The sequence below is a fragment of the Nostoc sp. CHAB 5836 genome, from assembly GCF_020829445.1.
GTDB lineage: Bacteria > Cyanobacteriota > Cyanobacteriia > Cyanobacteriales > Nostocaceae > Nostoc.
Window position 1 is genome coordinate 1 of the sequence record NZ_JAIVFV010000105.1, and the last position, 23,894, is coordinate 23,894.

Consider the following 23,894-nt stretch of genomic DNA (forward strand, 5'->3'; position numbering starts at 1 on the left):
CCGATCTCGGTAGTAAAAATAATTGCGTTTAATAATACTTCTTCTATAGATATATTTTCTTGATTTATATCTTCTACAGTCACTGTAGCTACAATATCGAATTTTGCTTCTGCTTTACCTTTTAAATCATCATCTAAAGATTTAAGAAACTTGGTTGCATCAGAATCATCTCCTACTTGTATAAAACAAATACGCAGTTCTTCTGGCTTATCTAGTTTTTTTGTAGCATCTACAATTATTTTTACTACCGATCTTCTATCATCTGGTTCTCCATCGGTTACAACTAATATAATTTCACCGTTTTCTTTTAACTTGTTGTTTGCTTTTCTTTGAAAGTAATTATTAAAAGCGTCTTCTAAGACTCCTGCTAAGTCTGTAGTACCACCAGGTCTGTTTTCCTGAAATATTTGCCTTACAGTATTTACAGTCACATTTTCATAACGCTTAAACTTACCAGAAAAAGTGTAGACAATTATTCCATCTGGGTCGTATTGTTGACATTCACGAGCAAGAGCTTGTGTAGATTCTCGCATGACTTCCCAGCGACTTTTACCACCATCAAATCCTCCATTTGCAGGGTCTGCCATGCTGAAGCTCTTATCGATAATCAAAGTGTAGTCACGATTTTCAAATTTTTCAAACATAGAATCTGTCTTTGCTAAATTCATTTATCTTGAATGAAAGTTGATTAAAATGTTTATTTGTTGTGTGCGTATGTAAAAGTATATAGCGGTGTGCAGTTGAGTGAGATACAAAAACTTTCCTGAAATGATTTTACAGTAAGGACTTTGGTGTTCTCATCCAATCGATAACAGCTATATCTACACAGATAGTTTTATCCAAACTTTCTTTTTGGTATTAATTAATAATGTAAATTTATAAAAATTCTTGCATTGCCGCAGAAATAAATTAATTTCGTGTCACAAGGTTTTTATAATTGAAAACCTTGTAACAAAGTATCTTTTACTCTTTACCTCTTTACAATTACTTTATTTATCTTATTAAAATTGCTACTTTTTATTTATGCTTTGTATTTAAAAGTACTATGTCAACCAATGAGTTGTAAAGCTCTTTTTTGTTAAATTTGATGAATGATTTTTTACATAACAAATAAATTAAAGGGGACTGGGAGGAATTAAGAATGGGGATTTCACCCGCCCTATTCCTGGCATTGGGAACTGGGATTCTTTCCAATCGTCAATAACGGTAGCAGAAATTCGTCCCTACTTTTAAGAAGGATGGAGAGAAATTGCTGCGACCTGTTAAATATATATAAGTTATTCAACTACTGAAAAAGAATAAGTAAGTCGGTGAGAATAAATCAAACTAGGTTAAGTAATGTAAAAAATCTTGGTATTAGTTTGTAGTGAGGGCTTCAGCCCTCAAATGAGGACTAAAGTCCTTATTACAAACCTTTAATTATTTACGCCGTTCTACTTAATTTATAGTTATTTATAAGTTAGAAGTTACGATTCAAAACTTCTAACTCCTAACTTATAACTGGTTTAAGCTTCGATAACTACCCGCAAATTGCCCCGTTTTTTTGCAACGCGACAAGCAGTCGTAGTCCCAGAACGCTCGAATTCTAAATCGAGGATGGTGGGGCCGACTCGCAAATTATGAAATGACAGGCGATTAATCGATTCTGGCAAAGCGGGGTCGATGATTCGCAAGCAGTTATTTTGAGCGTCAGGTACCAAGTTGACCATCATTTGCAGTAGTTGGAAGATACTACCAGTAGCCCAAGCTTGGGGAGTACAGGCAACTGGATACTGCACAGGGGCATTATCACCGTTCCGTTCGTAGCCGCAGAAAAGTTCTGGAGGACGTTGGTAGGGCTGCTGACTAGTCATGTCGAATAAACCTTGGAAGAGTTCCAGGGCTTGATCGATTAGACCGAGCGATCGCAATCCCATTGCAATCAGAGCATTATCATGGGGCCAAACCGAACCAATGTGATAGCCCATCGGATTGTAAGCGGGTGACAAACTACTCAGGGTACGAATGCCCCAACCATTAAACATATCTGGTGCCCGCAAGCGTTCTGCAACACTATAGGCTCTTTCGTGTGTGAACAGACCCAAATGCAGACAATGACCAGGATTTGAGGTAATACTGTCTACTGGCTTGCCATCTCCATCCAAAGCTAAAGCGCAGAAATCCTGGTCTTCTGCCCAAAAATCTCGATTAAAACGAACCTTAAGATTTCTCGCTTCTTCTTGCCAACGATCTGCCAAATCAAGCCGCTTCTTCATCCTAGCTATTTCTGCTAGGCGTATTTTTGCAGCGTAGACGTAAGCTTGCACCTCACACAGGGCAATTGGGCCATTGGCTAGTTCTCCCTTGTGGTCTACAATACAATCGCCAGAATCTTTCCAACCTTGGTTAACAAGACCGCGTTTAGATTTACGGAAGTAACTAAGGTAACTGGTTTGTTTGATATTGCGATCAATCCACTCCATTGCTGCTAGAGCATTAGGCCAAAGTAGCTCTAGGAGTTCTTGATCGTGAGTCCAAGCATAATGTTCAGCATAGAGCATCAGCCAGAGGGGAGTGGCATCAACAGTACCGTAGTAGGGTGTATGGGGAATTTCTTGACAACGAGCCATTTCTCCCAAACGTAACTCGTGCAAAATTTTACCCGGTTCTTCTTCGCGCCATTCGTCGTCGATTTTACCTTGGTATGTCGCAAGTAATATCAGGGTTTCTTTAGCGATTTGCGAGTTTAACATCAGGGTTTGAGAAGCTGTAATCAGTGAATCTCGCCCAAATAGTGTGGAAAACCACGGCACTCCGGCGGAAACAGTCTTATGCTTCCCAAAAGATTGGCGCAACAAATACATATCTTGTTCAGCCCGCTCAATCACCCGATTGAAGGTACTCTTATCTGAGCTAATGCGGGTAATTTGTTGTACCCAGTTTTGCTCCTCCATCAACTCAGCCGCTTTCGCCTGTCCTAAAGTAATGGCGGCGCTCACAGTTGAACTGGACTGGTTGTTTTTCAACATATTTACCCGGTAGCCCAGCTTTTGAGTTTCGTGAGAAGCCAACTCTAGCTGCCAAACCGCAGTGTAACCTTTGAAAGAGTCTGGTTGCCGATGCTGGAATAAAATACGGGATTCCATCACCGAGCCATCCAGGCCTTGATAGGCGAGTGTTAGGGATTCTTCCCTTGAGGCTTGTGGCTCTTTCGGTACTGGTGAAATCCCATCGATGAGAGAAAATGTTCCTTCCTCATCTGCCGGTTCTACTAGGCGTAAAAGCCTACCTCGTTTTTCTCTGTCATAGCCCCGGACTTCAAATAAATCAAGAAAATCCGCATCAAAGCTGATGCTTAGTTCAAAATTGACAGTGGTTGTGCTGTAGTTGGATACTTCTATTTCTTCAAATAATGCTCCATTCAGCACAATTTCTCGGCGAATTCCGACAGTCTCGGCTTTCAGACGTTCGTCAATTCTGGGGTTGGTACACAAAACTGAGAGTGAAAACCCTTTTTCGGCAGTACTACTGAGGAGTACAGGCGATCGCCCTTCTATTTGCAACTCCAAGCGATTAAGAAATCTCGTATCACAACAAAACAGTCCCATGCTGGGATTGCCATCGTTGAGGGAACAGCCAGAAATGTTCCCGATAGTATCTGTCACAAAAAATAAATCATCATCTTTAACCGTCAGTGTCGGTTGTGGTCTTTGACTCACAACACAAGGCCACTCCGGTATTGGTAATTGTTCAGCAGGAATAAAAGTTTTTCCATCCAAAAAAATTTTTTCCTGGGTTATTAGCGTATCCGGTGTCATTAGTCCAAGTTCCGTGTACAGGTCTATATTTTTGTGGTCTTTGAAGTAGAGATCTTTAATCCTCACAACTTGCAGAAAAAAAGACTCTTTCTAAAACTTGTTTGAGCCATTCTAGCCAAAATAATTCTTACGTACTGCTGATAAAATAGCAGCCCTCAAATTCATGTAAGTAAATATTGATAAATTTATATTGTATAAGTCTAAACTCAATACTGAAAACTGATAATTTTGAGATAATTCCTTAGTTGTTGAACTTTTTCAACATACAAGGCATATAGTCTACTCAGCAAAAACGCGAAATTCCTAGTTTTGGTTGGGTAAAGACAGCATTTGTTCCCTAAGTTATTATAGGATTTTGTCTTGAATATCTTTGGTCTTTGATTAGACAAATTTATGATATTTAATTAACTAATTATGGGAAAATACGATCAATTTCCTTCTCCGTATGTGAATATGTAAAATAAATCCTCTGTACATCATACCCTGAGTATAGCCCTGTGAAAAAGATTCTGATTCTCACAGCTAATCCCAAAGACACGGATAATTTACGCCTAAATGAAGAAGTACGAGAAATTCAAATAGGCTTAGAACGGGCACGCAAAAGAGATCAGTTTGAAATTATCTCGCGGTGGGCGGTACGCCCTGATGATTTGCGACGGGCATTGTTGGACTATGAGCCGCAAATTGTCCATTTTTCGGGACATGGGGCAGGTACTCAAGGATTAATTCTGGAAGACAGCGCGGGAAAGATGCAACTAGTTAGCGCTCAATCTTTGGCGCGGTTGTTCAAGCTTTTCCAAAACAAAGTTGAGTGTGTATTATTAAACGCTTGCTATAGCGAGGTACAAGCAGAAGCAATTTGTCAACATATTGATTATGTCGTTGGGATGAACCAGGCAATTGGCGATCGCGCTGCAATTAAATTTGCCGTTGGCTTTTATGATGGATTGGGTGCTGGGCGATCGCTAGAAGATGCCTTTGAATCGGGTTGTATTGCGATGGATTTAGAAAGTATTCCAGAGTCAGCAACACCAATACTCAAAAAACGAGCTTCATCCCTGGAAAAAGTGCTGACAACGCCGCCAAGTCGCATTTTCATCAGCTACAAACGCAACGCCGAACCTGATGAAACAGTAGCGCTACAAGTCTTTCAAGCACTCAGTCAACAATATCAAGTATTTATCGATCAAGCGATGCTGGTGGGTACGCCTTGGGCCCAAAGGATTGAAGCTGAATTGCGTCGGGCAGATTTTTTGATTGTTTTTCTCTCAGAACGAGCTGTTCACAGCGAGATGGTGGAAGCCGAGATTGCCACAGCATATAGTCTGGCAAAAGAGCAGGGAGGACATCCCCTAATTTTGCCAGTACGTCTGGACTATCGAGAACCGTTTCAGTATCCATTGAGTGTTTATCTCAACGGCATCAACTGGGCATTGTGGTCAAGAAATGAAGACACAGCCGACTTGATTGAAGAGTTAAGACGGGCGATGTCTGACGACAAGCCGCTTTGCGTCTACGCAGATGGTACTCTTTCCATTAGTACAGAACAATCCAAAGCCGACTTGCTGCAAATTTCTCCACAACCATCTTTACCGCGCCCGTCTCCCTCTGCTCAACCAGTACTTCTGGAGATGCCAGAAGGGACAATGGACTCAGAATCTCAATTTTACATTGAGCGCCCCCAGGATGCGACGGCGATCGCCACAATCGAGCAACGAGGAGTCACTTTGACAATCAAGGGGCCGCGGCAAATGGGCAAAAGTTCGTTGCTGATCCGGGTGATTGATGCGGCGATGAAAGTCGGTAAACAGGTGGCATTCTTAGATTTTCAATTATTTGACCAAAATACTCTCACTAATGCAGACATTTTTTATCGGCAATTTTGCACAGTTTTAACCGAACAACTGGGAATACCTGATCGAACTGAAGAATTCTGGCAACAAGGTGCAGGTAACAATCAGCGTTGCAACCGCTATATGGAATCCTATTTGCTTAAAGAAGTCAGTGGTTCCTTGGTTCTGGCAATGGATGAAGTAGATCGGATGTTTGATACTGAATTTCGTTCCGACTTTTTTGGGATGTTACGCAGTTGGCACAATAACCGCGCTTTACCGACGAAGCGGATCTGGAAACAATTTGACCTGGCGCTGGTAACTGCTACTGAACCCTATCATCTGATTGCCAACCTGAATCAATCGCCCTTCAATGTTGGCGAAGTTCTGCTACTTGACGACTTTACACCAGAACAAGTTGCTGACTTGAATCACAGGCATGGTTTACCCTTGACGCGGTTGCAAGCAAGCCAACTGATGGCATTATTGCATGGTCATCCTTATTTAGTGCGGCGATCGCTGTATTTAGTTGCTAGCCAGCAGATTTCGCCAGAAGAACTGTTTGCTCAAGCAATTAGCGATCGTGGCCCCTTCGGCGATCACCTCCGCTATCATCTATTCCGCATCTACGAGAAAAAAGACCTAGTGCAAGGATTTCTCCAAGCAATTCGCAACAATACCTGTCCAGATGAGCGGATTGCGCGATTATTGAGTGCAGCTGGTTTAGTCCGGCGTGAAGGTCAGATAGTTGTGCCGCGCTGTCAACTTTATGCCGACTACTTCCGGGAGCATTTGCATGGCTGAACCCACTATTTACACCGTTGGCGGTACTGTCCAGGCAAATGAACGGGGATTATATATTCCCCGACAGGCAGATGCAGAACTACTAGCACTGTGTCGTGCTGCAACCTTTGCATACGTCCTCACACCCCGCCAGTTGGGAAAGTCCAGCCTGATGATTCGGACAGCAGAACAGTTGATTGAGGAAGGTGTGCAATGTGTAATTATCGATATCAGTGGAAATTTAGGTGTCAACTTAACTGCTGAAGAATGGTATAAAGGGTTGCTCTATGAAATTGCAAATCAACTATTACTAGATACGAATATTAACGAGTGGTGGCAGGTTCATAGTCATCTGGGCGTCACCCAGAGGCTAAATCTGTTTTTTCAGAATGTGTTGCTGGTTGAAGTCGCAGCACCAGTAGTAATTTTTGTTGATGAAATTGACACCACCCTCAGCCTAGATTTCACTGATGATTTTTACGCAACGATTCGTTATTTTCACGTCGCCCGGGCCACAAATCCCGAATTCCGTCGTCTTTCTTTTGTTTTGATTGGTGTTGCCACACCAGGCGATTTAATCCGCGATCCGAAGCGTACACCCTTCAATATCGGACAACGGGTAGATTTGACAGATTTTACCTTCGAGGAAGCGCAACCCCTAGCAGAAGGCTTAGGATTACCCATTGAGACTGGACAAAATGTGTTGCGATGGGTTTTGAAGTGGACAGGTGGACACCCGTATTTAAGTCAGCGTCTTTGTCGCATTCTCGCCGATCGCCATCAAGCCAATTGGTCGGAAGCCGAGGTTGATCGCGTTGTGGGCAGCACGTTCCTGGGTACTGCTAGCGAGCAAGACAATAACTTACAATTCGTGCGGGATATGCTGACAAAACGGGCACCACATCCGTTTCAACAAGAAATACTCGACACTTATCGTCACATCTACCGAGGTAAATCTCCAGTAATTGACGAGGAACAATCATTAGTCAAGTCTCACCTCAAGCTATCTGGAGTTGTGCGACGAGAAAACGCACAGCTGCTAGTACGGAACCGAATTTATCGTGAGGCTTTCAATTTACGCTGGATTCAGAAACATTTACCTAAAAGCTTGTGGCAACGCTTGAAACCCGCGATGCCTCTGATTATAAGCTTATTTGTCTTTTCAATTGCTATGGCGGCGATCGCAACTTATGCAGAATTTCAACGCCAAGAAGCTAATTTACAACGCCAGAAAGCGGAGCAGAGCGCTAAGAATGCTGAAAAGCAGACAGATTTTGCACAACAGCAACGGCGAGATGCAAACAAACAACGTAATATAGCATTAAAACACGCCAAAGCAGCTACGGATTATGCTAAGAGGGCAAAGGAGGAACGTCGGAAAACTTTGTTGGCTTTGCAGGAGACAGCACGACAACGCAAGATTGCAGTAGATGCCAAAAAAATTGTCGAACAACGCCGACAACAGGCAGAAACAGCCCAAAAAACCGAAGCAGAACAACGCCAAATTGCAATAGAAGCTAGAAAAGTTGCCGAACAACGCCGACAACAGGCAGAAACAGCCCAAAAAGCGGAAGCACAACAACGCCAAATTGCTCAGAAACAGACAGTCATAGCCCAGCAGCAAGCAAAGGCAGCAATTGCAAGAGGGTTGTCATCACAAGCTCTAGCTTTACGAGATGTTTTGCCTCAGCGCAGTCTGCTTCTAGGAGTTGAATCTGTAAAAACTGGTGCTTTCCCTCCGATAGAGAATTTTGCATTATTACGTGGATTGCTAGATGAAATTGGCGGTACTCCGTTGATTGGGCATGAAAAACCAGTGGTTGGTGTGGCCTTTAGCTCAAAAGGAAATTGGTTGGCGACAGGAAGCAAAGATGGAACGGTGCGTTTATGGGATAAGCTCAATCCTGATAAACCTGCGATTGTTTTACAGGGAAGTATAGGTGAGGTAAAAACTGTTGCTATTAGTCCCGATGGAAAATGGTTAGCGGCGATCGGTAAAAATACCAAGATTCAACTTTGGAATCTCACAAAACCCAACCCCACCATTACCCCTTTAGTCCTGCAAGGACATACAGCAACCATTAACGCATTATCCTTCAGTCCTGACAGCAAGTGGCTAGCAACAGCGAGTCAAGATACTACTGTCAGACTATGGGATCTAACAAACAATATTTTTGGTTCCAGACAGATTGTATTGCGGGAACATTCCTCCTCAGTGCGGCAAGTTATTTTCAGCTCTTCTGGACAATGGCTTGCTACAGGTGAACAGGACAGCATCAACCCACGACTGTGGAAAATGCAAGCAATTAGCCAGTCTACAAGACCGATTATTCTGAAAGCTAAAGAATATACTGAAAACAATATTTTGGGACTCACTTTCAGTCCTGATGAAAAACGACTAGCAGCCGCAATATCATACTCTGTTCAAGTTTGGGATTTAACGGCTAAAAACTTAGCTACCACCCCAGCCACGATCATAGGTATAAATAATGGGTGGATTCATTCCATTGCCTTTAGCCCTGATAGTCGTTGGTTAGCAACAGGTAGCGGTAACTTAAAGTTGTGGGATATGCGGAGTTTAGATTCTTCGCAGCCCAAATCCCCAAACTGTGAGACTGACACAAATCATTCGGTTTGTCGCTTTATTTTGCGGGGACATAGCGCTGCTATTGTTGGAGTAAATTTCAGCCCTGATGGAAAGCGGTTAGCAACAGCCAGTCAAGACGGAACAGCTAGGTTGTGGGATATCACTGATCCGTTGACATCATCTATCGTTCTTCAAGGACATGAAGGATGGGTCAATACCCTCACTTTCGATGGAAAGGGGCAATGGTTAGCAACTGCTAGCGAAGATACTCAAGCCCGATTATGGAAAGTTCCTAATGTTTTGAATGACCCAATTGTTTTGTCGGGTATTCAAGATGGGGTATTGGCAAATGCAATTAGCCCCGATCGCAAATGGATAGCAAGTGCTGGCGGCGATAACATTATCCGACTGTGGAACACCACCGATCTGCTGCGATCGCCCATCTTGCTAGTTGGACACAAAGATTACATAAGAAGTCTAGCATTTAGTGCTAATGGACACTGGTTAGTTTCAGCAAGTGACGATCAGACTGCTCAATTGTGGGATATGACTTCTGCCCATCCAAATCTCAATTCACGAGTTTTACGAGGACACACTCAATGGATTCACAGCATAGCAATTAGCCCAGACAGTCATTGGTTGGCGACAGGTAGTTGGGATACCACCATTCGTCTCTGGGATTTAACAGCAGCCGACCCTAGCGCCAATTCCCGAATTTTGCGAGGACATCGATCTGCAATTAGAAGTCTAGCGTTCAGTCGTGATGGCAAACGCTTAGTTAGTGGTAGTGGTGATAATCTTCACACTGTAGAAGATGTATTTGCTCTCGTGTGGGATATGACAGTTCCTGATCCCTCGGCTCACCCAATAATTCTGAAGGGACACCAGGATATTATTCATGATGTTGATATCAGTCCTAATAATCGTTGGGTAGCAACAGCAGGTTGGGATGGTAAAGCCATACTGTGGGATATTACTGCTAGTAATCCCTCAGCAAGTGCAAAGACTATTGAGTTTAATCCAGTTGATCGCGTTTCTCAAGTTGCCTTCAGTCCAGATGGTCAATGGTTAGCTGCTGGCTCTTGGAATTATCAAGTTAAGTTACAGGAGATGAATAATCTTGCCAAAAAACCGGATCTGCTGGCTGGACATCGCGGACGTGTTTTTGGTCTAGAATTCAGCCCCGATAGCCAATGGCTAGCAACCTCCAGTGAAGACCATACTATCCGCTTGTGGAATCCCACGGATATCACCGCTGCACCCATTGTGCTACGTGGACATGACGCTGGTGTTGGGCCTTTAGCCTTTAGCCCCGATAGTCGTTGGCTCCTCAGTGGTAGTAGTGATGCTCGTTTGTGGCGAGTGTATTTCAATAATGATGACTTGCTCAATATCGCTTGTCGGACAGCAGGACGCAACTTAACTTTGCAAGAGTGGCAACAAGCTTTTAACGATCAACCCTATAATCAAACCTGTCCAGACCAACCTTCCAGTCAACCAGAATCTTCTCGTGTGTCAACAGCTAATTCCTTTGGTGGTTTTATCTGGCGAAAATTTCAAGAGGCGATCGCTAGTTTAACACCCTAGTGGCGTGGCAAGCTTAAAATAGTGCATTAGCTTGACTCTTGTGGGATGGGCGTCTAGCCCGTCCGGTGCGGGCTTTTCGGCCCACACTACAAGAAAATTTATTGCAACATTTTAGCCTTGCCACGCCACTAGTTTAGGATGGTGGATTTCAGGTTTTTCTAAGACTGCGATCGCCAAGCAACAAACTAAGTTGTTCCACAAATAACCTTGCATATCTTGGGCGGGCGAGACGCTATTGGTGTCAACTTAACGTAAAACTGCTGTCTTGCAAGGAACTGAAGTTCCTTGCTAATAGCTGAAGTCATCTAAAAGATGACTAAATTCCTCAACAATCTTTAGTCTACTTCAGTAGACTTGAGCTATTAGCTTGGGAATTGATTCCCAAGGGGGTGATGAAGCCAACAATGAAGCTAAACAAGCTTAAGTCGACACCAATGGCGAGACGCCCACCCCACAAGAAATATACAATTTCAAATTATGCAAACTAGATGTGGTTTAGCTTATAGCGGTTCTCAATTCAGTGCGGTACAAGAACCCCACCCCCAACCCCCTAAGAGCAAGCGAAGAAGGGGCTTTCGATGTACCTCATGTGATTAGGAAACGCTATAACAGTGATAACAAAGGTAGTCGAGAATGTATATTGGGCGTAGTAGCCTATTAGTTGAAACATCATAATGCCAGCCAATGGATAAAAAAACTTGAGTTAATGTCGTGTGCAACCTTTACTCAAACTAAGACTTCAGATCCGTTCCCTAGTATGAAAGCTACAGTGTAGGAGTACCTTGAAGATGGGGAGTGCGATTCGTTAAATTTTGTAAATGAAACTGCACGCACTCCTCCTAGTTAGTAACAAAGTGTTGCGATTGCTTTGGCAGAAAATGCTTTTTAGCGTTCTTTACATATTGCAACTATCTATTTAACTTGAGAGTCCCTTGAAATTTGTACAATGCAGCTGTGACGCGGATTTTGTCGAGGTTGAGCGTTTAACAATAATTCATGAGCATTTCGACTTCTGTGCTGAGTGATCTGCTAAAGTCCCTACCCTACTTGCGGCCCCAGCTATATTTTAAGGCTTCATTAACGGCGCTCTCCCACGCGATGGAAGATCAAGTTTTGGCTGCGACTTTAGTCCAACCCCTTGTAATTGCTAGTTTTCAGCGAGAGCGATTCTACCGCCAAGAAGCTCATCGCTACCAGCGACTTGCTTTGCGGAGTAACCAAATATACGTATTGTCTGCTCCAGAAACGGATTTCATTAACAGTTCGGAACACTACGAAAAGGTCGCTTTTGAGCCAACGGATGGCTTAAGTCAAGAGTGGCATTTGGTAGTGATTGCTGACAATTATGCTACTTGTCTGGTTTGCCGGGAAAACCTTGGTTCCATTGCCAAAAACAAGCAACTACCCGAACTAAGCCCGAATCTTGATATAGACACAGCGCGAAGATTTGAGGGAATTTGGACATCGGAAAGGGGAGTTAGCCTGAAAGCAGCTGAATTGCTGTTAGATCGGATTTTGGTTTACAGACCAGAACTAGCAAGTAAAATTGAGGAGGCACGTCAGAGGTTTGGCATTGGGCAACTGCGAAACCACTCTGGAGCAGAACAGGTCAACGAATATGCTTGTGACATTGATACAGATCCTTTTGTGCAGCGCTTAGTAACTTATTTGCAAGCTAGTCAGTACAAATTGCACAAAGCCTACCGTTCCATTACGGCCCAAGCACGAAAAGAACGATTAGTCAACTCAATTAGCACTGCTATTCGGCGATCGCTCGATCCTCATGAAGTTCTCCAGGTGGCGGCACAAGAATTAGGGCAACACCTAGAAGCTTGTCGCTGTTTAATTTACCGCGCTCAAGCCACAGATAGCCAAGCCATAATTGAACACGAGTTTTTGACCCCTGGTGTTTTATCTGTTAGTGGTCAAACCTGGCAGTTAGAAAAAAATTCTCTATTTCGGGAGATAGTGCAACAAGGTGAAGGTGTTTGTGTGAGCGATACGCTCAGTGACCCTCGTGTTACCAATTCACGAGGACTTTCCTTGATCGCCAAAAAGTTTGCCATTCGTTCTTGGCTGATGGAACCAGTGTTTTATCAGGGGCGATTATTGGGCATTGTAGAGTTACACTATTGCCGGATGCCACCCCATGAATGCCAACCTGGGGAATTGGATCTGGTAGAAGCGATCGCTACCCAAGTTGGAGCAGCTCTGATCCAAGCCGAAGCTTACGCTAACCTAGAAGAACTTAACCAGCAGCTAGAAGCCCTAGACCGCACCCGCAGCAACCTTATAGCCATCACCGGACATGAACTGCGTACCCCCCTATCCACCATTCAAGTGTGCCTGGAAAGTCTTGCTAGTGAGCCGGATATGCCCTTGGAGTTGCAGCAAATCATGCTCAACACTGCTCTTTCTGACTCAGAGCGGATGCGAAAACTGGTACAAGATTTCCTCACACTTTCCAACTTGGAAAGTGGTCGGGTGGAATGGCATCCAGAATCCCTCACCTTACAAGAATGTGTGGATTTAGCACTCAGCCGAAATCGTACACGTTCCTCAACGGAAAAACCGCCCCAAATCAAGACGCAAATTGCCGAAAACCTACCTCTGGTTAGAGCTGACGGTGATTGGCTAGTAGAAGTACTGGCAAAACTGATGGACAATGCTTTTAAATTTACGCCACCCCAAGGAGAAATCACCATTAAAGCGATTTACAACAGCCGCCAAATGGTCGAGGTGACTGTAGCTGACACTGGACGCGGCATTGAACCGAATCGTTTAGAAATAGTTTTTGACCGCTTCTATCAAGAAGAGGGAGCGCTGCGCCGCACCACTGGCGGGACTGGACTTGGTTTAGCAATTTGCCGTCAAATTGTTAATGGCTGGGGTGGGGAAATTTGGGCAGAGTCAACTGGCAAAGACCAAGGTAGTCAGTTTCACTTCACCATCCCCATTGTTCAGAATAGCCAAGAGGAAAAGCGGACAAAAGTCAAGACTAGATAAGTTTTGGGCATTGGGGCAGTACAAATGACAAATGACAAAGGACAAAGGACAAATGACAAATGACAAATGACTAAAAACTGTTACAGTCTATGACGCGATCGCAATATGATCGTGGTTGCGGTGTTAGGATTCCCTAAAAACGTTGAGAGAATCATCTTTATGGCAGAAACACTCTCTGGAAAAACCCCACTATTTGCTGGCAGCACCGGTGGCTTGCTCAGGAAAGCAGAAGTGGAAGAAAAGTACGCTATCACTTGGACTAGCCCGAAAGAGCAAGTATTTGAACTGCCTACAGGTGGTGCTGCTACTATGCAAAAAGGCGAAAACCTGCTGTATATAGCTCGTAAAGAATATGGCATCGCTTTGGGCGGTCAGCAACTCCGGAAACTCAAAATCACAGACTACAAAATTTACCGGATTTTACCCAACGGAGAAACTACCTTAATTCACCCAGCCGATGGTGTCTTCCCCGAAAAGGTGAATGAAGGTCGTGAAAAAGTGCGTTATGTCCCACGCGGCATTGGGCAAAACCCCAATCCAGTACAACTCAAGTTCAGTGGTAAAGCTACCCACGACGCATAGGGACTAGGGACTGGGGATTGGGGACTGGGAATTGGGGACTGGGGAAATGAGGGAGATGAGGGAGATGAGGGAGATGAGGTAGCAGGGGGAAAATTCCTCTCCTCTGCACTCTTCCCTCTGCCTCTTCTGCCCAATTCTCCATACCCCAGACCCACTTGCCCTGCCCTTCTCTTCTTGGGCTGCACTTCGACTACGCTCACCAAGCGCGAACGCGAGTGCGATCGCACCAGAAGGGATGCCCTAGACTCCATGCCCCAGACTCCATGCCCGAAGGAATTTATGGTATTCCCCAATTTCTCCGAATTTTCTCAGCTAGCTCTACAAGGCAACTTCGTCCCGGTGTATCAAGAGTGGGTAGCTGACTTAGATACGCCCGTATCTGCTTGGTATAAAGTCTGCGCAGGTCAGCGCTATAGCTTTTTGTTGGAATCTATAGAAGGCGGGGAAAAGCTGGGGCGCTATAGTTTAGTGGGCTGCAATCCGGTGTGGGTTTTGGAAGCAAGGGGCGATCGCACCACTCAGAAAAACCGCGATGGTTCCCAGGTCGTTTTTGCAGGCGACCCTTTTACAGCTTTAGCCGAATGTTTAGCACCTTATCACCCAGTGAAGTTACCAGAGCTACCACCAGGAATTGGCGGTTTGTTTGGGTTCTGGGGCTATGAATTGATTAAGTGGATTGAGCCGCGTGTGCCCATTTATCCAGAAGATGAGCGAAATATCCCTGATGGGTTGTGGATGCAGGTAGACCACCTATTGATTTTTGACCAAGTGAAGCGGAAAATTTGGGCGATCGCTTATGCTGATTTACGTGACCCAAATGTAGATTTCAAAGAGGCATATCAACAAGCTGGCGATCGTGTGACCCAAATGCTCGACAAGCTATCTTTACCCCTATCGCCACAAAAAACCAGATTGGAATGGAAACCGCCAGGGAGCAGAGGAGCAGAGGAGCAGGGGAGCAGGGGAGCAGAGGAATATACCAGTAACTTTACCCGCCCTGATTTTTGTGCCCGTGTCCAAAAGGCCAAAGATTACATTAAAGCAGGTGATATTTTCCAAGTCGTAATTTCCCAGCGACTTTCAACAACATACACAGGTGACCCCTTCGCCCTTTACCGCTCCCTACGTCAGATAAATCCTTCGCCTTACATGGCTTACTTTAACTTCCAAGATTGGCAAATCATCGGTTCCAGTCCGGAAGTGATGGTGAAAGCCGAAACAGATTGTGATGGTGGAGTTATAGCAACGGTACGACCAATTGCTGGGACGCGTCCACGGGGTAAAACTACCAAGGAAGATGCAGCCTTCGCTGAGGATTTACTCCAAGACCCCAAGGAAATTGCCGAACACGTAATGCTTGTGGATTTAGGGCGGAATGATTTGGGGCGTGTTTGTCAAAGTGGTAGCGTCAAAGTTGATGAATTAATGGTAGTTGAGCGCTACTCCCATGTGATGCATATTGTTAGCAATGTTGTGGGTAAATTAGCATTTGGTAAAACAGCATGGGATTTACTGAAAGCTTCCTTCCCAGCAGGTACGGTAAGCGGCGCACCCAAGATTAAGGCGATGGAAATTATTCACGAGTTAGAGTCTACTCGCCGGGGTGTTTATTCCGGCGTGTATGGATATTACGATTTTGAAGGACAATTAAATACTGCGATCGCTATTCGCACAATGGTAGTGCATAATAATACGGTGAGCGTTCAAGCGGGTGCAGGCTTAGTAGCTGATTCTGAGCCAGAGAAAGAATACGAAGAGACGCTGAATAAAGCTAGAGGTCTATTAGAAGCGATTCGTTGTTTGCGTTGAACTGGGAACTAGTTGTCTTAAATTTCAAAACTAACTCACCGATCAAAATTAATAGGACAGAGCGCTAGAATCATCGAAAACTGAAACAGTCTTGCCTTAAAAACCAATACAGTTCAGTTAAGGCTAAAACTGTTTGCCAAAGTCAATTTTTTTAACGTAGACGCAAAGCGGCTTGCCGCAGGCTACCGCAAACGCGAGTGCGTCTCGTAAGAGTTGGACGCCAAGGACGCAAAAAAAGAGAAGAAAGAGAAGAAAGAAATGCTTAACTGAACTGTATTGGAACAGCCCCAAGCCTTCAAGGGTTAAGCAGCCAATCTTCAAAGCCCCTCTCCGTGTCGGAGAGGTGTTTGGGAGAGGTCTGCCGACTTGTGTATACACGGTAGCTTTTTAAGGGAAATTAAAGGGGATCTAAAAGTGCTTCAAGTTACAGGGAAACACTTTTCAAATAACCTCTGAGACCAAATCGTTCACAGTTACTCACATCAAGATTTCATGATGGTTCATTCTCAACGCATCGAACCCGCTCCAGGACAAGAATCAGTCTGGGATTACCCTCGTCCTCCTCGTCTAGAGGATACAAATAAACATATCCAAATAATCTTTAACGGAGTAATAATTGCAGATACTCACAACGCCAAACGTGTTTTAGAAACTAGTCATCCTCCTTCTTACTACATTCCCCCTGTGGATATCAAAATGGAATATTTGCGGCTGACACCGCAATCTAGCTTTTGCGAATGGAAGGGAAGTGCTAGTTACTACACCATCTGTGTTGCTGAGAAAGAAGTCCATAATGCTGCCTGGTTCTACCCCAACCCCACACCAGCCTTTGAATCGATGAAAGACTATGTAGCCGTTTACGCTCATGTCATGGATAAATGCTACGTCAATGGCGAAGAGGTGCAACCACAACCAGGTAACTTCTACGGCGGTTGGATCACCAGTGATGTTGTAGGGCCATTCAAAGGCGCTCCTGGAACTTGGGGATGGTGAGTCAATTATGAACCAATACGCTTGGGTTAAGCATTTCTTCCTTATCTTTGCGCCCAACTCTTACGAGACGCACTCGCCTTTGCGTCCTTCTCCCAGGGGGAGACGCTAACGCGTTGGCGTCAGGGGAAAATCCAGTTCCCTTCCCGATTTCGGGGAGGGTTAGGGTGGGGTTCTTTATTATGCAGCTTCATATTAAATTGGTATTAACCCAAGCCTATTGAATTATGAAGTAAGTATAGCTAACCCTGAAGTTCGTAGCGAATCGATTCAAAAATCAAAGCGGACTGCTGTAGCAGCTTTCGCTTCAAACATCAAATACGTCCCTCCTAACCCTTCGACAATGGTGCGTGTATTAGCAATCATCATTTTTTGATAAGTGTCCCCGTCGCTTCCTGGTTCCCCAAGTCCCTGAGTATAGAGCTTTCTGTCAGAAACTTTTACTTGACCTTCTGTGGCTACAGATTCAATCAAATTAGGGTTAATTGCCTCCTCAGCAAAAATTGTTGAAACTTTAGCTCGTTTAATCTTTGTAGCCAAATTTTTCACTCGTGCGGCTGTCAGTTTTTCGTTAGTGCTAATACCTTGCAATCCCCCTGCCAATGGAATGCCGTATGCTTTGGCGTAATAACTCAGTGCATCAGAGGTTGTAACTAACTTACGTTCTTTAGCAGGAATACTGGCAATTCTTGACTTAATCCAGCCATCTAGTTGAGTGAGTTCATTTCTGATTTTTTTGGTATTGCTGGTATAAGCTTCTGCATCACTAGATTCTAATTTTCTCAGGTTACTATTAATTACCTCCACCATTCTGATTGCATTTTTGGTATTGTGCCAAAGATGAGGGTCAGTTACATTCTTACCACCCGTCTGAAATTTTTGTGGCTTAGGCACTGCCAGTTGACCGACGGCTATTTTCGGTGCAGGGTTTTTAGTCGCTTGAATTAATTTGATCAGACTTGGTTCAAAATTGTAACCATTATAAAGAATAAGATTAGCTTGCTCTATGGCTTTACGATCTTCCGGTTTTGGTTTATAAAATTGGGGGTCGGCAGTAGGGGAAATTAAGCAGGTGAGGTTAACTGTATTCCCGGCAATCTGTCTGGTTAAGTCACACAGTACGCTTGTAGTCGCTACAACTTGGGGAAGATTCTCATTTACCTGGGTGCTAGTCTGAGTGAATGTAGTTCTTGCAGCTTGATTTACACACCCAACAAATCCAATTGTCAAGGCAACAAGAATAGCCTGGAAGAAATTATTCAAGGGTGATTTTTTTGACATCCTCAACTCCTACTGGATGTATAAAAAGATAATCATTATCAGCAAAGTATTAGTGAAATTTTTTTACGGGGAAAACATTAGTTAACTTCACCAGACAGGCTGAAAAACTGGTAGAGGTAGGAGCACAATAATAAAGGTGATGCTGGGAAGCTTGCAAGGAGTGTAGAGAACTCTTGCCGTCTGTTGAAGGGACTATGCAATTGTGTTTATATCCCACAAAGGTCGCAAATTGACTAAAATTATCAGGTTAAGCGATGGAACGTAGTGATACTGGGATTTATTGGGCATAAAGATTAATTTCGCAAACCGACTCGTGAATCTAAGGCAATTGTAGCTGTGGTTTTGCGAGGTGTGGACATATAGTTGTTACAAAATTGGCAAATTGGCGATTTTTTAGCCATCAATCTTTGTTACACTAATTTTCACCTAGTAAAGCCCTTTAAATAGCGCTCAGGGCATCATCTAAACCTCATCCAAGTTGAGAACCGTGGTTTTCGCCCTCACCCTAAATCCCTCTCCCAGATCTGGGAGAGGGACTTGGAAATTCTAGCTTCCCGAATCCCAGATATGGGATTCGGGGTTGGGGGATGAGGGCAAATCCTTATTCATTAGAGTTGAAGTACAGGTTTCAAGATCGACGTGGCTTAACTACTCTTTATTGCTAAAATTCAGGCTGTATGTGCCATAATTTTCATCCTCTAGTTTTTTCATCATTAAATAAGAGCCAAATCAAATATGTAGAAAAATTCCTCAAAGCTAATATTGGTGAAGATAAACAATGGTAATTTTAGTTATCCTCGTTAACAGCTTCATTTCGCTGATACTACTGTATGTGACTTGGCGGGTGTGGCAACTCAAGCAGCAGTTAGCATACATAGCAGATAGGTTAACCGCCTATGAAAGTTGTACCCATATAGCACTGAATAAAGCACCCGAAAATATTTATCTAAGCCAGCAGAATATTTATAACTTACGACAGAGAAATCAAGCACTACAAATTCAAATTCAACAAGTGCGGCAAATTATCAGTCTAGTTTTGCTAGGACGGCAAATCTGGCAGCGTTATTTTCCTAAACTAGAGTTAACATCTGGCAAAAGGTCTGTTGCAAAAAGCGGGTAAGGTTTGACGGACGCCTCTCACCCCTCGTAACTAATGAATTCAGTTAAAAATAAAGGTAATCCAGTTTATTAAATTTACCATAGTCTTCAATGCTGCTCGGCTAAGAGGATGTTTGAAAACTAAATTTATGGTGGGTTGAAAAGTAAGACAGAGGTCTCCCATTCTTATAGTGTGTGTATTTGTAGTTGTGACACACAATTTGTTAACAGTGACAAATAATTAGTTAATGTACACTTAAGGCGGCACCCGGATTTGAACCGGGGGTGGAGGTTTTGCAGACCTCTGCCTTACCACTTGGCTATGCCGCCACAAAGCGATTCCCTGAACTACTTTAGTGTTACTAAGGTATCTTAGTAGCCATAGGGCGCTAGTTAAACCATAATAGCATAGGATTGTGAGGTAGAGACAGTAGGGTTAACTGGATGGTTCTGGTAGTCGCTTGACCATAGCGCAAACAGACCTTAGTACAGCTTTGGATAAAATCGTGGCCAATTGAGAGTTGAAATTTAAACGCATAGGCGCTTCTCTACGAGACGCTGCGCGAACGCCTTCCCGCAGGGTAGGGGCGCAAAGGGAAGCGCAAAGGAACGCAAAGAGAATTGGCTACGAATTTATAAAATATTGTACTTAGCAGATTAAGAGAGTTATGAGTTTTAATTGGTCACTCCTAACTCCTCACTTATTACACTTTTACTTCATCGGCAAAATTACTCCAACGCACAAAGTGAAATGGGCCGGCAATAGAACCCCACAGACGTTCATCGGTGTCTAAATCTCTTCCCCGGTCGAGGCTGAAAAATTCTTTAGCGTCAATCTCAAATTCGTTATCCAGATAAGTATTTTTGCCGTCACGTACAACTATGCAGCCTTTACCAGGTTCAACTCTGCCTTTAAAGCTCTTACCTGTCCACTCTACAACCATGTTGCAACCTGACATTTTTTCCAATTGATCAACAGCCAACTCTTTGAGGCGTTCGGGGTCACGAGATGCGCCGTAAAATTTTTGTTCTTCTTTAAGTGTGTAGTGTTCAATAGCAATGTGGTTTTCTACCTGAATCAACTTCATGACCCGCATCCGGTAGGGTTGATTGAGCATAAAATCATAAGCTTGTTCGAGAAACAAACTTACCCCAGAGAACAATTCTAAAGGAAGGGGACGGATGCACACGCGGATATGGGCATAAAAAGGCGGATTTTCAAAAGCTTGTTCTTGATTGCTAAAGTCAGCTGCCATCCAACGGGCTAAGGTGGCGATATCTGTAGAATGAGTCATTAGAAGGTGATTAAGTAGTTGCTTAAAAATTATCTAGGATTATTTTGACACTCCCTAGACTCAAAAATCCAGGCTGCGATACCTTTGGTGGGCTTTGCCTACATGATTTTTTAATTAGATAGGACTTACGCAATAACTCTCTGAAACTCTTATTCCTTTGTGTCCTTTGCGCCCTACCCTGCGGGAAGCCGCTTTGCGTCTATGCGGTTCGTTTTTTCATTATTTTGCGTAAGTCCTATTAGATATACCATAGATGCTCTGACTGGAGAAAATCAGGATGCTCCAATACAAGTTAAGCTACTGGTTTCCAGCTTCTCCTTTGATGAATCGTAGAATTACTTCATGTAACTAACTTAAGGCAAAGTACCCATGCTCAAGCGCTTAATTGTGATCGTTACTGCTACTATACTCTTTAGCAGTTCCTTGACACTGGCACAGAGTAAGAAGCCCAAACCACCGGATAAATTTCCTCCCAATCCTCTAGAGATTACCACACCCGATCCACTGTCACCACGTTCGCCCAAGGAAAAAGAGCCGTTAACTCTCCAAGAACGGCAAAAGTTAGAACCAGCGTTAGATGCGTTAAACCAAGAAGCGGCGGCGAAACTGCAAGCAGGGGATAAGGTGGCAGCCTTTGAAATTTGGAACCGAGAATTGCGCTTGCGGCGCTTTTTAGGTTCATTAGCAGAGGTGCAAGCATTATCACGAGTTGGCGCGATCGCTTGGAAGCAAAACGACGGCGAACAAGTACAATATATAACGCAGCGATTGCAAACAATTCAAAAGCAGGGGCAATCTCAGAAAAAATCTGCCCAAATTGATCTAGAATTGTGGCGATCGCTAGGTCAAGCTTACCAAAATGTGCGATCGCCTAAACTAGCTATAGAAGCTTACGGCCAAGTTTTGCTAGTAGTACGACAGCAAAATGATCCAATAGTACTAGTAGAAACCCTCAAGACAATGGGAGAATTGCATTTGAGTTGGTTTGATTATTCCAAAGCCACCCCAATCTACGAAGAATTATTGAGTTTAGCTACATCCCTTGGTGAGCGTGTAAACGAGGTAACATATCTGCAAAGGCTGGCTGACATTTACGAGCAGACAAACCAACCGCAGCAATCGTTGAATGTACTTAATAAACTAGCAGCAATTTACGTCAGTGAAAATAATTTTACTGAAATACCAGAATTAAAGCTAGCGATCGCTTCAGATTACGAATCTCTAGCGAAGAAAGATCCTAACTTGCTGCTAGAAGCTTTTAAAAATTATCAAGAAGCTTATACGACTGCTTGGGAATTAAAGGAGTATGTTCGGGCTGGTGACGCTTTGCAAAAGTTAATTGCACTATATCGTTCTCAAGGACAAACAGATGAGGCTTTGCAAGCCAGCCAAATTCTTGTAGATGCACAGGCGCAAGCGGCTAACTTTTACGGAATGATGAAAGCTTATGACCAAATTGGGCAATTATATGTAGAACGTAAACAATATCCTCAAGCAGTAACAGCCTTTCAAAAAGGGTTAGAACTGGCGCAACAACTCAAACTTGAAGAAGCATACTTTACTGGGCAAATTCAAAAACTCTCGAAAGCAAATTTTTAACTGAAATTCCGGCGATCGACTAAGATAAAAATACCCCCGATGCCTACCCAAAAGGTGAAAAGCTATGTCAGAAACTACCCTAGCTACACCAGAAAATATTCAACTCCCACCCACCCAAGCGGAATTACCCGACGATGATGATACCCCGATGGAAAGCCCAAGACACAAAGCCCAGATGGATTTGCTGATTGATGCTTTGATACCTTGGTTGGAAGAACGAGAGGATGGATTTATCGGCGGTAATATGTTTGTTTATTACAGTCTGGCCCAGGTGCGAAACAAGGACTTTAAAGGGCCAGACTTTTTTGCTGTGTTGGGAGTCCCTAAAGGAGAACGTCGCAGTTGGGTGGTTTGGGAAGAAGGGAAAGCACCAGATGTAGTTATTGAGTTGCTTTCTGACAGCACAGCCCAAGCAGATAAAAATGAGAAAAAGCTAATTTATCAAAATCAAATGCGTGTTCCAGAATATTTTTGGTATGATCCTTTTAGCCCTAATGATTTGGCTGGTTTCTCTAATGAAAAAGGAGCTTATCAACCTATTGCATTCAATGCTAAAAATCAGTTAATAAGTCAATCTTTAGGGTTAGCATTGCAGTTGTGGCAGGGAAATTATAAAGGTATTGATGCTACTTGGTTACGCTGGGCAATTTTGGCAGGGGAATTACTACCAACTCCTGAAGAAAAAGAACGTCAAAGGGCAGAACAAGAAAGCCAAAGGGCAGACAAGGCGGAATTGCAGTTATTACAAACTGCACGCAACTTACTTGAATCTGGAATGACGGTAGAACAGGTAGCTAGGTTAACAGGTTTGAATGTATCTGAGATAGAAACGTAAGTAAGTCGGCGCAATTAAAGTTAACTGGCTAAGGCTGTCATTTGTCATTTGTCATTAGTAAGGGTTTTAAGCTTATTTACGTTTCGTAACATACTTGAGTTTTTCGCACCAACGTACTTAGTGCTATAGTAATCCTATTTAATTTATGAAAGTTACAACCCACAGCACAGATACCCTACTTCTTTACTTATTAACACACCGCTTTTGTTTTAAATTTTGCGACTACTCCCTTCCTCCACAACATTACTTATTTTCTCTCTTCCTCGATATTTGTAGGGGCGCACATCTGTGCATTGGTGTCAACTTAACGTAAAAGTTATGTCCCGCAAGGAACTGAAGTTCCTTACTAATAGCGAAAGTCATCTAAAAGATGACTAAATAATCGGAAAAATCTTTAGTCTACTTCAGTAGACTTTAGCTAAAAGCCAAAGAACTAAAGTTCAAGGCGGGTCAGGAAGCCAACAGATAAGCCATTTCTAGGCTTTTGTTGACACCGATGACATCTGTGCGCCACGACTACGATTTTTGTTACAAACATCATAATTTTCGTTACGATGTTGTAATTTTGTTACAAAAATAAGGAGTTTAATTACTACCACTACGATTTTTGTTACAAACATGATAATTTTATTTACATAAATACATTTTTTGTTACAAACATCATAATTTTCGTTGATATTGCTGAATATAAGTAGGTTGGCGCAAATAAAGCTAACTGGCTAAGGCTGTCATTTGTCCTTTGTCATTGGTCATTAGTAAAGGTTTTAAGCTTATTTACGTTTCGTAACATACTTGACTTTTTTCGCACCAACG

At 43.3% G+C, this 23,894-nt stretch carries 13 protein-coding genes and 1 tRNA gene; 9 read left to right on the forward strand and 5 right to left on the reverse strand.

The window, feature by feature from the left end; all coding sequences use genetic code 11:
- Both LC605_RS20125 and LC605_RS20130 read right to left on the reverse strand, forming a co-directional pair.
- The coding region (locus LC605_RS20125) for a VWA domain-containing protein (RefSeq protein ID WP_229549287.1) at window positions 1-668 on the reverse strand (668 nt) is incomplete at its 3' end.
- Window positions 669-1,505: 837 nt separating this feature from the next.
- Window positions 1,506-3,797, reverse strand: a complete 2,292-nt coding sequence (locus LC605_RS20130; RefSeq protein WP_229549288.1) for an amylo-alpha-1,6-glucosidase — start codon at window positions 3,795-3,797, stop codon at window positions 1,506-1,508.
- 497 nt (window positions 3,798-4,294) lie between these two features.
- Here LC605_RS20130 and LC605_RS20135 point away from each other — a divergent pair, with 497 nt between their 5' ends.
- The 6 genes from LC605_RS20135 (at window position 4,295) to LC605_RS20160 (ending at window position 16,976) form a co-directional block, all read left to right on the forward strand.
- Entirely contained in the window at window positions 4,295-6,433 is a 2,139-nt protein-coding gene (locus LC605_RS20135; RefSeq protein ID WP_229549289.1) for an AAA-like domain-containing protein, read from the forward strand.
- The gene (locus LC605_RS20140; RefSeq protein ID WP_229549290.1) at window positions 6,426-10,586 is read left to right on the forward strand and encodes an AAA-like domain-containing protein; all 4,161 of its coding nucleotides are present in this window, start codon (window positions 6,426-6,428) and stop codon (window positions 10,584-10,586) included. The genes LC605_RS20135 and LC605_RS20140 overlap by 8 nt, the downstream gene beginning before the upstream one ends.
- A 996-nt stretch (window positions 10,587-11,582) precedes the next feature.
- Window positions 11,583-13,592, forward strand: a complete 2,010-nt coding sequence (locus LC605_RS20145) for a DICT sensory domain-containing protein (RefSeq protein ID WP_229549291.1) — start codon at window positions 11,583-11,585, stop codon at window positions 13,590-13,592.
- 159 nt (window positions 13,593-13,751) lie between these two features.
- Window positions 13,752-14,174: a photosystem I reaction center subunit II PsaD gene (locus LC605_RS20150; RefSeq protein WP_229549292.1), complete on the forward strand. Its 423-nt coding sequence runs from the start codon at window positions 13,752-13,754 to the stop codon at window positions 14,172-14,174.
- Window positions 14,175-14,453: 279 nt separating this feature from the next.
- Window positions 14,454-15,983, forward strand: a complete 1,530-nt coding sequence (trpE, locus tag LC605_RS20155) for an anthranilate synthase component I (protein ID WP_229549298.1) — start codon at window positions 14,454-14,456, stop codon at window positions 15,981-15,983.
- 495 nt (window positions 15,984-16,478) lie between these two features.
- Entirely contained in the window at window positions 16,479-16,976 is a 498-nt protein-coding gene (locus LC605_RS20160; protein ID WP_229549299.1) for a DUF427 domain-containing protein, read from the forward strand.
- Window positions 16,977-17,243: 267 nt separating this feature from the next.
- Here LC605_RS20160 and LC605_RS20165 read toward each other — a convergent pair whose 3' ends face one another.
- A complete protein-coding gene (locus LC605_RS20165; protein WP_229549293.1) occupies window positions 17,244-18,254 on the reverse strand; it encodes a metal ABC transporter solute-binding protein, Zn/Mn family in 1,011 nt (336 codons plus the stop codon).
- 778 nt (window positions 18,255-19,032) lie between these two features.
- Here LC605_RS20165 and LC605_RS20170 point away from each other — a divergent pair.
- Window positions 19,033-19,374, forward strand: a complete 342-nt coding sequence (locus tag LC605_RS20170) for a hypothetical protein (RefSeq protein ID WP_229549294.1) — start codon at window positions 19,033-19,035, stop codon at window positions 19,372-19,374.
- A gap of 237 nt (window positions 19,375-19,611) precedes the next feature.
- On the opposite strand, the gene LC605_RS20175 is transcribed toward LC605_RS20170, so the two are convergent.
- Both LC605_RS20175 and LC605_RS20180 read right to left on the reverse strand, forming a co-directional pair.
- Window positions 19,612-19,682: transfer RNA gene (locus LC605_RS20175), tRNA-Cys, on the reverse strand.
- A 374-nt stretch (window positions 19,683-20,056) separates the two neighbouring features.
- Window positions 20,057-20,647, reverse strand: coding sequence for a chromophore lyase CpcT/CpeT (locus tag LC605_RS20180; protein WP_229549295.1), 591 nt, complete (start codon window positions 20,645-20,647; stop codon window positions 20,057-20,059).
- A 369-nt stretch (window positions 20,648-21,016) separates the two neighbouring features.
- Here LC605_RS20180 and LC605_RS20185 point away from each other — a divergent pair, with 369 nt between their 5' ends.
- Window positions 21,017-22,246 carry a hypothetical protein gene (locus LC605_RS20185; RefSeq protein WP_229549296.1) on the forward strand — a complete coding sequence of 410 codons (1,230 nt, stop codon included), beginning with the start codon at window positions 21,017-21,019 and terminating at the stop codon, window positions 22,244-22,246.
- A gap of 64 nt (window positions 22,247-22,310) precedes the next feature.
- Window positions 22,311-23,081 carry a Uma2 family endonuclease gene (locus LC605_RS20190; protein WP_229549297.1) on the forward strand — a complete coding sequence of 257 codons (771 nt, stop codon included), beginning with the start codon at window positions 22,311-22,313 and terminating at the stop codon, window positions 23,079-23,081.
- Window positions 23,082-23,894 lie beyond the last annotated feature (813 nt).